The sequence below is a fragment of the Bacillus sp. EKM202B genome, from assembly GCF_011066025.1.
GTDB lineage: Bacteria > Bacillota > Bacilli > Bacillales > Bacillaceae_G > Bacillus_A > Bacillus_A toyonensis.
Map to the genome: position 1 here is coordinate 4,854 of NZ_JAAMNK010000041.1, position 14,760 is coordinate 19,613.

Below are 14,760 nucleotides of genomic sequence, written 5' to 3' on the forward strand. Positions count from 1 at the left end.
CATAAAGCTAAACCGTTTCAAGTTTTTAATAGTACTTGCCAGAATGTAGCTATGGTGTTTCAAAAAGTAGAGGTATTTGTATCGATGTATGAAATACTGTTAATTGTAGTTAGATAAGACCCAACAAACCATAGGTATTTCTTGTTGAGAATAAACTGGTCACCATAAAGCTAAACCGTTTCAAGTTTTTAATAGTACTTGCCAGAATGTAGCTATGGTGTTTCAAAAAGTAGAGATATTTGCATCATTGTATAGAATGACTTTCAAAAAATTTTTAGATGAAACCAATATTTCATCGTTGTTTCTTAATAAGAAGGTACTTGTTATCATACAGCCATAATGTTTTATTTTATTTGTAAGAAAAAGGGAATTGTAGTTTCATGTTAAAAGTATAATTTACATTATTTAATATTAAATGGGTTTCCGGCGCGGAGATTGTAGTGTAAAGTAGTAATTTTACAAATAAGCACAGTTTTATATAATACAAGTACATGGATGTTTTTTGATAGTACAAATACTGTTAAATAAATCATTTTTTAATATAGATTATTCTGATAACATTTCAAGCTATATACTACGTTGCCACCATATAGCTATGACGTCTCAAGTTTTATAATTTATATTTTTAATTGGTGGTAATTTTGTAAGGAGGTTTTGGAATATGGAGAAGGTATTAGTGTTGTTTAGCGATGCCCTTTTACTTGCTGCTCCAATGTATGAAAAGAACACGCAGCTATGGGAAAAGTGGAATAGATATTATGAGGAAGTACAGAAAAATCATGACAAAGTAGTAACTTCAGCTAATATATCCCCTTCATTTTCGGCTCTTGTTTCTTGGTTAGGTCAGAAACAAGAACAAGGGATTTCATTATTGCATATATACGCGAATCTAGATAAGTATAAAATTGAGATTCAAAATGTACTCGATAAGATAATAGAGCAAGAATTTGGAGATACGTCTGAAGAAGTTGAAACGGCTATAATATCTAATACAACAGATGAAAAGTTAAAAGAGCATTCAATTGATCTACAAGAGGATTACTATCCTGTAAGTAATGATGCGGTATATTATCAACTACGAGACGGTATAGCCAAGAATCACTTTGAAGAAGATGAAGTTGGAGCAGTACCTGTTTTACCATTAGAAACTAAAAATACAAGCGGAGTTGCTCAGCTATCGTCACACAAGGATGAAGATTTAAGGCTAGTAAACACTAACGAAGCAGAAAGATGGTCAATACTAGTCGATGGTGTTATTAGTAACATGGATGATCTTACCGCAGACTGTTTAGATACAATTACAATACAGTGGTTGAATCAAGCGAAATCTCCAGATGATTTTATTGATTTCAGCTATGAAAATGTACTAGATATGTGTAATATATCAAAAGCATCAGCAAACGGTATAGAATATTATCGTGCAGAAGATAAAATTAAAATTGCACAACGTATAGCTGCCTTGGCAAGTATATTTATTTATTTAAATGATGATAATGAGGTCGTAGTTTTAAATGATCGTGCAGAAACTGGTGAACAATTTGAAATGAAGCGTGAAATAATTAAAAGACTATTCGTTTTAGATTCTGTAGTTCTTTGGAGAGATAAAAATACCAATGATTACGTAGGTATTGAATCCTGTAGAATAAAGCCGGGTAGCTTTTTATCGATGTATTTATACGGATCTAGTAGTACAACAGCATTATTATCTAAAAAAGCATTGGAGTATAATAGTTATCGACACAAATTCCATAAGCGACTAATTCGATATTTATCTTGGCAGTGGAAAATTCGACAGCAGTACAGTAATTTAAAAAGACCATATTCAATTGGTGGAGAAAAAGGACTATTGTCTGTTATGGGGATTAATATAGCTAAGGGACGCCCACATCGTATTCGTGAGCAATTAGAAAATGTATTATTAGATTTAGAAAAAGAAAAAGTTATTTCACATTGGGAGTACGCTGAAGAAATTGATGAATCAAGAATTGGAGAACGGAACTGGTTTAAGAATTATTACTCAAAATTAGGAATCATCATTTTACCACCAAGAGAGTTAATGGATAATATCGGGAGTTTGACAAAGAAAAAGGTAATTGATACTCCGGATAAGCAAGAAAATAATGTGATTGTAAATACGATAGCTCATAGTACAGTGATTACTGAGGAGCTAATTAGAGAGAAAATTATGCACCAACATATGCATCAAAATAGAACAATGCGCCAAATAGCAGATGAGTTAGGCTTATCCCCTGCTACACTATCGAGATTCTGTAATAAGAAAATGAAACGGATTTCAAACAGTGTTAATGATAAGTTAACCAAATGGTATGAAAGACAAATGATAATTGAGTCTATGTAAGCGAAAAAGGAGGAAACCACTTTTAAAGTGGTTTCCTCCTTTTTGTATATATAAATGTTTGCTTAAAACCTATGTAGAAATCTTATTTTTATGTTTTTAATCGTGGACTTGCATACTAAAGAAAATGCCCTTATTCGTTTTAAAGATATATTCTTCATAACACCATTCATAATAACTTTATGCGTCTAATTTACTACAATAAACCTCTTCTAGTCCTTGTTCAAATTCATTCAATAACTATGCTATTATATTTCTTCGATGTTAATCTATTTAAATACTACCTTTTGCAACTAAGCAATCCATCGGAATTTTTCTCGCTATTTATATCAATTTTATGTCAACCTACTATGTATAGTTCTGTACTAAGCTGCCCCCCTTTTGATCCGTAAAGGTAAGATCTCTTAAATAACTGCACACTACAACAGGCCAAATTTGCTGAGCAGAACTAATCGCCATTTGGTGTATCTATTGCTTTGTTAAGTTGGTAGCTTACAGTAATATGTATCATTCAACTAGTAAATCTATACTTACACAAAAATATAATAAATTCAGTTGAATTCATTAACATTGACTTAACATGTTAATTATAAAGATGGTGTATATATGAGATTAACAAGTGAATGTGTAGAGCCTAACACTTTAGGTATTGAACTTGCGATTATGTTAGTTACTAACTAGAAGGAGAACTTATAACATGAAATTAACAGATCTCCTTTATCACTGGTTTTAAATAGTAGAAAAATCATCTAAATACGGAGGTCTCTGTATTAAATTAGAATGTTCATATCAAACAATATGATATGAAAAGAGACAAGAGTTTTTATGTTATATGTACACTGTATCTATACAACTTATATATACAGTGTACATGTAAGTTGTATAGAGATGAAGTTCGTGAAAAATGTTGATGTTAAATTGATATATAAACGAAAAATCCCTTATTTTAAAGGATTTACACATACACCTTATAAATAAGTCTTATATATAAGGTGTATGAATAGAGTGTATGGATTTTTTGTGAAGTATTTTAACCTTAAATGTGTGTAATTTGATATTTTTTATAAAGGATTATTCAAAGGAATGTCAAATTAAATATTAAATTTATAGTTTTATAGAAGGTATTGTTAATTACATGAGACCTAAAATTGATATATATTACATACAGTTTACATGTACGCTGTATAAATCAGTGTTTATATATCAACAGTTCAAGTGGCTTTCGAACTTATACGCTTTATATGTAAGTTCTATATATAATTACTTGATATACGTCTTATATTAATGTAATATATTCGTAGGAATAATTAACCAACTTTTTAAGGGGGAGGCAACTTGAACGAGGTATTGAGTGAAAAATATAAAGTAATTAAATTTCCTGATGAAGTTGTGAACATGTTTGCAGACATTCTTGAAGAGGACGAAATACTTTATAATGTATTTCATTACATAGGATCTGAGGTAAATAAACAATACCAAGAGACGAAATATATGAGGGGTATCTCAATAAATGAAATAGTAGGTAATGTTGTAATTGACAGGAGAGTTAAGAAATTAAAAGGAAAATCGTACTCGTTAGAGGTTGAACGAACCAATATATCAAGAAGATCGGCTGAAGTAAGTGTTAGTACATTATCTTCAATGTCATTAATAACTGAAAGGATTATGCATCCTTATAAATTTTTAATCTCAACAATCAGAGGACAACAGGTGTTAATTGAACTAGGAAGACGTAAACAAACCAATAGATAAGAAAAAGGAGAGATAAAATAATGGCGAAGAACTTTCTGAAAAACGAAGTAGCAGTAAAAATGACAATGGTTGGTTTTGGTCAGGCTGGAACTAGAATGGTAGATAAATTTGCTGAATATAAGCATACGGATGGAACATCTGTGTACAACTGCCTTGCCCTAAATAGTAACGATGGTGATTTAGCTGAATTAAAAAATGTGCCTACAAGTAATCAAGTATCACTAAAATTAGGCGGACTAGGGAAGAATCCAGAACGTGCTGTAAAAGTACTAGAATCAAATGATGAAGCGAAAGAAAAGTTAAAAGAATTCATCACAGAGCGTGTAAGACCGACAGATGAATTGGTTCTATTTTTCGCTGGCTTAGGTGGTGGAACAGGTACTTCTACAATTATTAAAGCAATTGAAGAATTCTCGGCTTTTCATAATAAACCTGTAATCGCTGAAGAACTTAAAAGTATGGCAATGAAAATTCCTAGAGAGGAATTAATAGCAAATCAACAAAAGTATGCAAAAATTGCATTCAATAATGCAATTGAGCGTAAAGATTTTATTAAAATGGGTATTGTTGTGACACTCCCTGTAAGAGCTGATGGACCTGATGTACTAAGACAAGTAAATAAATTCTCTCAAGAGATTTGGAAGTTAGCAAATGACCCAGCAAAAGGCGTTGCATTCGTTGTTTTCGCAGATAACCAACATTTCTATGATGAATTTAAGGGATTAAACGAAAATGAGAAAAAAGGTATTGCTAATTCACGAGACTATGCAAATCAGCGCATTGGTGAAATAATCCATGAATTAAATACAGCTGCTAATGGCGCAGGAACATCTGTTATTTTAGATTCACAGGACTTTAAACGCATTTTATTAGAGAAAACTGGTTGTCTAGTTATTAATAAAGTTTCTCGCAATATGAATCAAATTGAAAATAGTAAAGAAATAGTAGATATGTTCTCAGAATCGTTGAAAGGAAGCTCTTTCCACCATCCTATAGAGTTAGTGAAAAAGAACGAGGATGGTGAGCTGGAGGCTTCTAAGGTACATCATTTTGGAATGCTTGCAATTTTAGACGAACAAAAGAATATTGATGATTCATTTATGGATGATGCAAAAGTAGAAGTTACAAATACATTACCAATCAATGGCACTGTATTTAACGGGTATTTAATTAGTAAAAATGATTTTATGGGCAGTGTGTATACTTTCTATAAAACTGATGCGTTACCTTCCCGTTTGTCTAAAGGTTTAGTTGAAGAATTTAATGAATTTAAAGAAAAACAAAATCAAATTCAGTTTAAAAAATCTCAAATTAGTACAATTGAAATGCAAGATCAAGACGATGATTTCAGTATTAATTTTGGTGATTACATCGATATGGGAACTAGTAATGAGGAAGCATCAGCTGATGCTGAGAATGATGAAGATTTAGCTGCATTTATGGATCCAGACAAAATGTTTGGCACATCAAAATAATAAAAAAAGAGGCCCGGGATATTCTCAGGCCTCTTTTTTTATTCGGATGTCATAATAGATTTCATATACTCTATTATATTTTCGTTTAAATAATTCTCGATAAATAGGTGTTTTTTTGCTAGATCTTCCTCTTTTTTAAACCAACCAATTTTTTTTAAACGTTCTTCCTCTGGCTTTTCATTCCAGAGTTTTTCAGCTTGTCTTCTTAATTCTTTACGAGCTCTATGTTCAATTATTATGTTATCCAGTCTTTCTTGTCTTCGGCGTTCTTTCATAGCAATTGGATCTTCAGGCTGAGGTAATGCCTTTAATGCATTTTCAAATTTCTCTTGAAATTGTATTTCGATGTTTTGTAAATGCGCTTGGATCTTTTGTTCCACCATTTTTTCAATTGTCTCCGCTGCGTCCTGAAAATCAAATTGAGATAATATTTCGTTTGAGTGATTTTCAGGAGATACAGGCCTTAGTTCAAATTGATGCGGTAAAAGTTCGATTATGGCATCTAAAGACCACTTTTCATCCCTTTTCTGCTTTATGAAAAGAGCTATATTTAAATCTAATGAATTATATAATTTTTCATTTGTATTGTTGGTTCTAAGAGTTCCGTGTAAGCCCTTCTCTTCTAACGTATTAAACCAATTATAAACAGTATTATGGTGTCTACCTACTAACTTAGAAAACTCTGTTATCCGCCAGGCCTTTTCAAAGGCGTCTTCGTGTAATGAGTTCTCATCATCTACCATGGTTTGTTCGGATTGATTTTCCTGCTTAATCATAGTATTACCTCCTTAGCAGTATGTAATTGTGCTGATAAATGACATTAACATGAGATTTGAAATTGATATGTTAAGTATTTTTCGACGATATTAATAGAATCCCCTTCCTTATCTGATATTAACATGAAAGATGATATTGACATGTTATACTTAAAGTGTTGACAGAACATCAACAAAGAACAAACTATTCTAGCCGAATATCGATGTTTTGTTAACTGGGATTTGAAATGCATCCATGTTATATAGGATTCATGAGGAGCCTTTGTCCCCTAGATCCTTATAATTAGTTGATATGAGATTGACAGTTTCATTCACATAATATTAATGATAAGTAAATAGAGTCGATTTGTAAATAAATTATGAGGATATAGCATGGGATTTTCAAAAATAATAGGTATTAATATGATTAAAAGTGTCCATATTATTAATAATTGTAGTACGGAATTTTTTCATTAATAAAGTAATTTTAGGTAACAACTATTATAGGTTTATATGAACATTAAATTCTAGGAGTTAGTTGTTAATAGTTTGAAACACTACAAGGTACTATTTACTTTGCTGTTGAAAAGCTGTAATGCTTAATTTCTAAGTGTTTGCGATAAAGAAAAAGTTTGTAATAGAAGGATGCTCTATTCATTCCCTAATTATAAGAAATAGAGATTAATGAGAACCTTGGTTTATTAATGCTTTTAATAATAAGGACATGTATCTATCAATGTTTCATCATGATAATAATCAATATTTGTTGATATGAGATTGATATTTGATTCGCTCCGTCCGTTAACATGTCAATGTTTGTTGACATGTTAATTTCATTTATGGTGAGTATTGTGATCTAGTTTTACAAAAATATCAATCTCATGTCAATAATCGTAGGAAGAATTCTTACATTTTAAATAGTTGTTTTTCCAGTATTAACTAAAGTGTAGAGTTAAAACTTTTAAGCTGTATAGTACAAAGGAATTCTGTTCATATTAATATTATTTTATTGATTATAGTAAGGGGTATTTTTCTTGATATTCTGTATTTCTCAGTCATTTTTCTAATTGGAATTTCTAGTAATCTATAAAGCGGAATTCTTAACTAGTGTGGACTTTCCAAAGTTTAATTCTCATCCCAATGAATCAATAGTTTTGTAGATCTCTTTGTCAATGCCTTGTTGCTATTATAGTTGAGTATAGTTAACATGAGATCAACATTCTTACCTTTAGGATGATTAATATGTTAATCTTATATCAATATTATGCAAGAATTACCATTTTTTTAATGATATATCTAATAGTAGATTGAGAAACTCTAAGTAACATGTTTCAAAATATTTATGTTAATGGTATTACTTTATTAAATGAAATCTAATACAACGGGATGTAATTTTGCTTTATAAGGCGTCATCTATTTATAGATAGTTTTAAACTCCAAAAATTTGCATAGTTAATTCTTTTTCTAAGAAATCTATGATTTATCCATGCATTGTTAGTTTCCTGTTCATTTTAGTATCTAGGAGAGTTGATATAAAGTTAACATTTTGCTCCGTCAGATGTTAATATGTTAATGTCTGTTAATATGTTAATCTTAATTCGAGTCTATATTTCAACACTTTATCACGGAATGTCAATCTCATGTTAATATTCCTCGAGCAAAAAATCTCTGTAAGAAGTACTAATTCTTCAATATCCATACCGATTACGTATTTTTTTAGAGTATCAGTATTAGTATGGTCAAGGTTAAGAGATTGCTTACATGTATTTTAATTTTTTGTACCTAAATCGTTTATATTTATGACAAAATTTGATTTGTAAACATGATGCCTATAAATACATCATGTATCTATAGATAGTTTTAAACTCCAAAAATTTGCATAGTTAATTCTTTTTCTAAGAAATCTATGATTTATCCATGTATCGTTAGTTTCCTGTTCATTTTAGTATCCAGGGAAAGTGACATGAAGTTAACATTTTGTTCTTTTGGGTGTTAACATGTTAATGTCTGTTGATATGTTGATTTTAATTCGAGTTTATATTTCATTACTTTATCACGGGATGTCGATCTCGTGTCAATATAACTCAAATGGGATATCTCTGTAAGAAGTACTAATTCTTCATTATCTATACCGATTGCGTATCTTTTTAGAGTATCAGTATTAGTATGGTCAAGATTAAGAGGTTGCTTACATGTATTTTAATTTTTTGTACCTGAACCGTTTATATTTATGACAAAATTTGATTTGTAATCATGATGCCCGTAAAGACATCATGTATCTATAGATAGTTTTAAACTCCAAAAATTTGCATAGTTAATTCTTTTTCTAAGAAATCTATGATTTATCCATGTATCGTTAGTTTCCTGTTCATTTTAGTATCCAGGGAAAGTGACATGAAGTTAACATTTTGTTCTTTTTGATGTTAACATGTTAATGTCTGTTGATGTGTTAATCTTAATTCGAGTTTATATTTCATTGCTTTATCACGGAATGTCAATATCATGTCAATCTCGCTCAAACGGGATATCTCCATAAGAAGTACTAATTCTTCAATTATCTTTTTAAAGTATTCTAAAAAATGCACTTTATCTTATCTTTATCTTATCTTTACCTTATCTTTAAATTTTTATATTAAACTTTTAACCTTAAAGAGTTGATTTTTGAATCTAAAAAGAGTGGGGGATAGATAGTCATTACATATTTTGTGAATAAACAATAACCATTGAAAAATATAATTTCTTATATGAGGAGGAATATATGAAGAATACGATTAAAATACAATTTATTATATTATTCTTTATTAGTATTTTAGGTTTAGGAACAATGCTTGGGATACTATATTTTAATCATAAAAACAATATTCAAAAAAATAAAGTACATGCTATTGAAAAACGTGTATTGCAATATGAGCCTACCTTGAAAAAAGAATTAGAAAAATTTAATTTAGGAGATAAAACAGCAGTTTTATTAGGAATTATGTACCAAGAGAGTAGAGGTGAGGGCAACGACCCTATGCAGTCTTCTGAATCACTGGGATTAAAGCCAAATGAACTTCAAGAGATAAGTTTGAGCATTAAACAGGGGGTAAAGCACTTTGCTCAAATGTACAAATATGGAACGGAAAAAAATGTTAGCATGGATACGATTATTCAGAGTTATAATATGGGGCCAGGGTATATTGATTTTATTGCTAGTCAAGAAGTTAAACAACACTCGGAAGATTCGGCCAAAAAGTTTTCTAAGATGAAAGTTGATCAAAATCCAGAGATGTACACTTGTGGTGGAAATAAAAATAACTTTAGGTATCCATATTGTTATGGTGATTTCACATATGCCAAAAAGGTGAATGAAAAAACAATAATTATTGAAGAATTTCTTCGAAATGTACAAGCCCCTTCTAAATAATCCGTATAATGATACTGTCAGTCAGCCACAATAAAATATAAACAAAAAAATTATATTTTTGTTATGTTCAGTTTCAGGATTCTTATAATAAGTGCTCGCAATATAGCTATTAGGCTAACAATACAAATATCACCTAAAATAAAAAAACTTTATTTTTTCTGAGAAATCATTGGAAAAGATAACATTTTTTAATCGGTGTGACGATATCCTATATGAAAAATCTCAATCTTATTTCTATAAGGGGAAATAAGATTGAGACTCTTTTGTTATTTATTTTATGGACAATGGAATGGTAATCAAAAATTGTACGCCTTGCTTTGTATTGCTCATAGAATAAGTAATAAAAAGGGATTCAAAAATTTGTTTTACAATATATAACCCTAAGCCACTCCCACCCGTATTTCGATTTCTTGACTTTTCAATTCGATAAAATGGTTTGAAAATATGTTGTATATCTTCTTCTTTTATTTTGACACCTGTATTGATAACTCGCATTTGGATGTTGTTGTGTTTAGAATTCTTTGTTAACTGTATATAGACTTTTTCGTTATACGGTGAATACATAATCGCATTATGAATGATGTTTTTACAAGCTTTTTCTAAAAGAATACAATCCGTATGAACAATAATATCAGAGTCGACCTCTTTTTTTATCTGAATGCTTTTTTGAGAAGCAAAAAATTCGAGATTTTTTGTGATTCTATCTATTGATTTTGAAAGATCTACTTCTTCCAACTGAAGTTTAAAGGTATGTTGTTCTAATTTTGACATACTTAAAATCTCGCGAACCAATTGTTCTAGACTTTCAATTATTTGATAATTTTTCTTTAAATATTGGTCACGATTTTGATAAGGGCCGATATTATAGATCATTCCTTCTGAGTAGCCTTTCATAACAGTAAGAGGAGTTTTTAATTCATGTGCTACAATAGCAAAGAATTCCCTTCGCTTTGTTTCTATTTCTCTTTCTTTTTCAATATCACTTTTCAATTGAAGATTCGCTTTTTGTAAATCAAAAATTGCCTGTTTTAAATTGATGGACATATCATTCAAGCTATTGGACAATTCCCCTAATTCATCCATAGAACGAACCTCAATTTTTTCGGAGAAATCCAAGTTTGCCATCTTTTGTGCACCTTCATTAATATATATAAGTGGTTTAGTAATAAACCTTGAATAGAGATAAGCACTTCCTAAACCAATAACCAGTACAATGATACTAATATAGGGTAGAAAACGTACCAAGACCTGTGAAGCTTCATCGATCGGTTGAAATGTTGCGAACACCACAAGCGTTAAGTTAACATCTTGGAATTGTATTGGCTTGGTAGCCTCATATGAATTACGAGATTGAGCCAAACCCTTTATTGGTACTGTTGTAACAAAACCTTTTGGGGGAGTACTCCCCTGAACAGTACTCCCCTGAATAGTGCTCCCTTGAATAGTACTTTTAAGAAAAGGATAATAAATAACCCTTCCCTCATTATCTTGAAGATATATCATTGCATTGTTTTTTTGTGCGTATTCATCAACAAGTGGTGTTGCATTTTGAAGCGTAAGATCTTTAGATTTATCAATTATTTCTTCGATTCCCGTTTGAAGCTGATCTGTTTTGTATTTCTCATAAAATTTAGGGAGAAAGAAGTATAAAGTTACATAAATTAAGGCTGCAAAGGCTAATAAAATGAGGGATGTAGTCATAAAGAGTTTATAGGTAATTCTCTTCATCTTCATGATTTTTACAATCCTATTCATCGATTTTATAACCAATGCCCTTTACTGTTTTAATATAGGGTATATCTAATTTTTTTCGTATGTTTTTCATATGCGTATCAATCATTCGTGTGTCTCCGGCATACTCATATCCCCAAATTTTTTCTACGATATTTTCTCTTGTGAGTACCTTTTTTTCATTTTGAAGTAGTAGTTGCAAAATTTCAAATTCTTTTGTCGTTAAGGGAACTTCAACCCTATTTACATATACTTTATATGCATCGCCATCGACATGTAGTTCTCTAAATACAAAATGATTATCCGTACTTTGATTATTACTTCTTCTCAGTACTGCTTCGACTCGTCTCATCAAAACATGAAAAGAAAAAGGTTTCGTAATATAATCATCGATTCCAAGATCAAATCCTTTCATTTGATCTTGTTCTTCTTCTAGCGCAGTTAGCATAATAATTGGTATATTTGACTGACTTCGAATCATTTTGGCAACTTCAAATCCATTTAGGTTTGGCATCATCACATCTAGAAGAATTAAATCGAAGGATTGCTTATTAAATAGTTTCATGCCCTCTAATCCATCTGATGCAACTATAACTTTATACTGTTGTGTCATTAAAAATTGTTTGATTAATTCTTGTATTTCTTGATCATCTTCTACCACCAGAATGTGATAGTTCTTCATAATATCACCTCTTGTAGTCATTATAACCTTCCAATCTGGAGTTGATGTGGAGACGTATTAGAAACACTATAAAAACTTCACAAGAAAACTACATGTATTTCAAACCAGCTCCAGATGCATGAGATAGGTTATATACATAACAAGACAGAGGGAGGTAATTAAGATGTCACTGGAAGCAAACATCATTCTTTCTTTATTAGATGTACAACTGTGGATGGTCCCTCATTCGAATAATAGACGCATAAAAGAGGAAAAACAAAAATTGAAATCAGCACCGTGCTTAAATAAATACACAAGTGTAAATAAAAGAAAGCTATATAAGTCTAGTGAACAAAAATAGGGAGGATCAAATTGATTCTCTCTATTTTTGTATTCAATAACTAGATACTGAAAATCTTTACTATAACTCTAGATTAACTCCATATAGAATACAGATTAAGTTTGTATGATACATGTACCAAATAGAAAGGAATGATACATGATGTTGACGATTTACACAATCTATCAAATTTTATCCCTTCCTTCTTATTTACACACAAACCTATTACCATCCATTCTCACGAGAATGCTAGGATCTAAGTTTATAACAAAAGAATAAATAAGCTAATGGATGTTTATTGTCCCTTGTTTCAACTTTTTGCAAAACACCTGTATAAACACGCATGCTACTTTGTACATTGAATACCCTATTTGTTGAGAGCCGAATAGGCTCTTTTTTTAGAGACAAGCTCGAAGTGGGTTTGAATATCGTCATACATATATTCATAGGAAATTTCAAATATAATGTTACCTCTATGAAAAAACAGTTGATTTATGTTTAAACCATGCCTAAAGGTAAAATTTTCTTTTTTTGAAATGCTGATTCTTAAATATTACATTCATACATCGTATTTCAAATATCAAGATAAAAATATTCAATTGTAAATTAAAGGAGAAAGGGATGTTCACAATGGGACACTATGATACAAATCAAACAGAAAGCAATAGGAATAAAGCCTATAAAAAAACAGGGTATTTTTTCACAGGAATAATTGGTGCAGTGATTGGTGCAATTACCATTGGATTGACCATCCCTTATATAAATGAAATTAAAGGAAGTGCAGGTCAATCTCCTAAGCATAACGAAGTAAATCAGGCTACGCCGATCTCTTACAAACCAGAAGATGTGAGCAATCCTCAAAATATGATTGAATCTGCAAAAGAAGTTGTGGTAGGTGTCATTAACTATAAACAAAATGCAGATTCATTTAATACGCAAGATCAATCAGAAGAAGCTGGTTCGGGATCGGGGGTCATATATAAAAAAAACGGCAATAAGGCTTTCATTGTTACAAATAATCATGTGATAGACGGTGCGAATAAAGTAGAAGTGAAATTGAATAATGGTAGAAAGGTCCCCGCTAAAGTAGTAGGGACAGATCCATTATTAGATTTAGCGGTATTAGAAATTGACGGGGCAGATGTAAAAAGAGTCGCAACACTTGGAGACTCAGAAAAAATTCGTACAGGGGAAACGGTAATAGCCATTGGGAATCCATTGGGGCTAGAAGGTAGTGTAACAAAGGGGATTATTAGTAGTAAGGAACGAGAAATACCTGTTAGTACCCTTGGAAATCAACAAGTTGATTGGCAAGCACAGGTAATTCAAACAGATGCAGCTATTAATCCTGGGAATAGTGGAGGAGCTTTGTTTAATGAACAGGGTGAAGTCATTGGAATTAATTCGAGTAAAATTGCACAACAAGCTGTTGAAGGAATTGGATTTGCAATTCCGATTCATATAGCCAAAACGATCCTAGAGTCTCTTGAGAAAGATGGAACAGTTAAACGTCCGATGATGGGTGTACAGTTATTAGATGTGGAGAAAATGACAGATTCTGCACGCCATCAATTAAAATTACCAAAAGAGATATCGAATGGTGCAGTATTGAGGAATATCTCAAACCAATCACCAGCAGAAAAAGATGGATTACAACAATATGATGTTGTGATTGCATTAGATGGACAAAAAATAGAAAATGTCGTTCAATTCCGTAAATATTTATATGAAAAGAAAAAATTGGGGGATACAATTAAAGTAACAGTTTATCGAAATGGTGAAAAACTAACAAAAAACGTGAAATTAGCGGATTAAACAAGTACCGCTTAAAAATATAGCCACCTTTGGGTGGTTTTTTTATATGTGCTTTTTGTGTGGGTACTAGATATATCAGAGGTGGTAAATGTGATGAAGCAAAAAGAGTGCCCACATTTTTATTCCATGCAGGAGGCTAATTTTCCAGCTATAGTATCCCATCCTGTACTGTAGGGGTCATAAATAAAGGGAGTTATCCCGTGTTTGTATTCCTTCCTCAAGTTAATCGGTTGGTGACTGATATTTTATACCTCTTTATTATTCCGTTTGTCCTCATTCCACATTAAATGGACTGACCCTTTACCAATGTTCAAAATCGATTACATATTTTAATTTGTGTTCCAGTTTTTCTTGACTATATTAACGAATCACTACATATGCACTCCAGATAAGACCTAATATCTTTAGATAATCTACTGAATATCTTCATATAAACTCCAGATAGTGTATTTAGAATAACAACTATCAA

At 31.1% G+C, this 14,760-nt stretch carries 9 protein-coding genes; 6 read left to right on the top strand and 3 right to left on the bottom strand.

The genetic code is table 11. The features are described from left to right. Window positions 1-661 precede the first annotated feature (661 nt). From G9F74_RS26720 to G9F74_RS26730, 3 genes are all read left to right on the top strand, one after another. Entirely contained in the window at window positions 662-2,359 is a 1,698-nt protein-coding gene (locus G9F74_RS26720) for a helix-turn-helix domain-containing protein (RefSeq protein WP_016107579.1), read from the top strand. Between the two features lie 1,332 nt (window positions 2,360-3,691). After that, on the top strand, window positions 3,692-4,108 hold the full coding sequence (locus G9F74_RS26725; protein WP_016107580.1) for a hypothetical protein: 417 nt from the start codon (window positions 3,692-3,694) through the stop codon (window positions 4,106-4,108). A gap of 20 nt (window positions 4,109-4,128) precedes the next feature. After that, window positions 4,129-5,583 carry an FtsZ/tubulin family protein gene (locus G9F74_RS26730; RefSeq protein WP_016107581.1) on the top strand — a complete coding sequence of 485 codons (1,455 nt, stop codon included), beginning with the start codon at window positions 4,129-4,131 and terminating at the stop codon, window positions 5,581-5,583. Window positions 5,584-5,621: 38 nt separating this feature from the next. Here G9F74_RS26730 and G9F74_RS26735 read toward each other — a convergent pair whose 3' ends face one another. After that, complete coding sequence (locus G9F74_RS26735) at window positions 5,622-6,359, bottom strand: terminase gpP N-terminus-related DNA-binding protein (RefSeq protein WP_016107582.1); 738 nt, start codon at window positions 6,357-6,359, stop codon at window positions 5,622-5,624. 2,737 nt (window positions 6,360-9,096) lie between these two features. Here G9F74_RS26735 and G9F74_RS26740 point away from each other — a divergent pair. Then, the gene (locus tag G9F74_RS26740; RefSeq protein WP_016107583.1) at window positions 9,097-9,744 is read left to right on the top strand and encodes a lysozyme family protein; all 648 of its coding nucleotides are present in this window, start codon (window positions 9,097-9,099) and stop codon (window positions 9,742-9,744) included. Between the two features lie 270 nt (window positions 9,745-10,014). On the opposite strand, the gene G9F74_RS26745 is transcribed toward G9F74_RS26740, so the two are convergent. Together G9F74_RS26745 and G9F74_RS26750 are read right to left on the bottom strand one after the other, a co-directional pair. Next, the gene (locus G9F74_RS26745) at window positions 10,015-11,478 is read right to left on the bottom strand and encodes a sensor histidine kinase (RefSeq protein WP_016107584.1); all 1,464 of its coding nucleotides are present in this window, start codon (window positions 11,476-11,478) and stop codon (window positions 10,015-10,017) included. Window positions 11,479-11,491: 13 nt separating this feature from the next. Continuing rightward, on the bottom strand, window positions 11,492-12,157 hold the full coding sequence (locus G9F74_RS26750; RefSeq protein ID WP_016107585.1) for a response regulator transcription factor: 666 nt from the start codon (window positions 12,155-12,157) through the stop codon (window positions 11,492-11,494). Between the two features lie 163 nt (window positions 12,158-12,320). Between G9F74_RS26750 and G9F74_RS26755 the strand changes: the two genes are divergently transcribed. Both G9F74_RS26755 and G9F74_RS26760 read left to right on the top strand, forming a co-directional pair. Then, window positions 12,321-12,497, top strand: a complete 177-nt coding sequence (locus G9F74_RS26755; protein ID WP_000050963.1) for a hypothetical protein — start codon at window positions 12,321-12,323, stop codon at window positions 12,495-12,497. A gap of 600 nt (window positions 12,498-13,097) precedes the next feature. Beyond that, a complete protein-coding gene (locus G9F74_RS26760; protein ID WP_016107586.1) occupies window positions 13,098-14,291 on the top strand; it encodes a S1C family serine protease in 1,194 nt (397 codons plus the stop codon). The last annotated feature ends 469 nt before the right edge of the window (window positions 14,292-14,760 follow it).

What these genes read in the sequence shown, in the direction of transcription:
- G9F74_RS26720 (WP_016107579.1), top strand. Translation starts at nt 662, where the DNA reads ATGGAGAAGGTATTAGTGTTGTTTAGCGATGCCCTTTTACTTGCTGCT.
- G9F74_RS26730 (WP_016107581.1), top strand. Translation starts at nt 4,129, where the DNA reads ATGGCGAAGAACTTTCTGAAAAACGAAGTAGCAGTAAAAATGACAATG.
- G9F74_RS26735 (WP_016107582.1), bottom strand. Translation starts at nt 6,359, where the DNA reads ATGATTAAGCAGGAAAATCAATCCGAACAAACCATGGTAGATGATGAG.
- G9F74_RS26740 (WP_016107583.1), top strand. Translation starts at nt 9,097, where the DNA reads ATGAAGAATACGATTAAAATACAATTTATTATATTATTCTTTATTAGT.
- G9F74_RS26745 (WP_016107584.1), bottom strand. Translation starts at nt 11,478, where the DNA reads ATGAAGATGAAGAGAATTACCTATAAACTCTTTATGACTACATCCCTC.
- G9F74_RS26750 (WP_016107585.1), bottom strand. Translation starts at nt 12,157, where the DNA reads ATGAAGAACTATCACATTCTGGTGGTAGAAGATGATCAAGAAATACAA.
- G9F74_RS26755 (WP_000050963.1), top strand. Translation starts at nt 12,321, where the DNA reads ATGTCACTGGAAGCAAACATCATTCTTTCTTTATTAGATGTACAACTG.
- G9F74_RS26760 (WP_016107586.1), top strand. Translation starts at nt 13,098, where the DNA reads ATGTTCACAATGGGACACTATGATACAAATCAAACAGAAAGCAATAGG.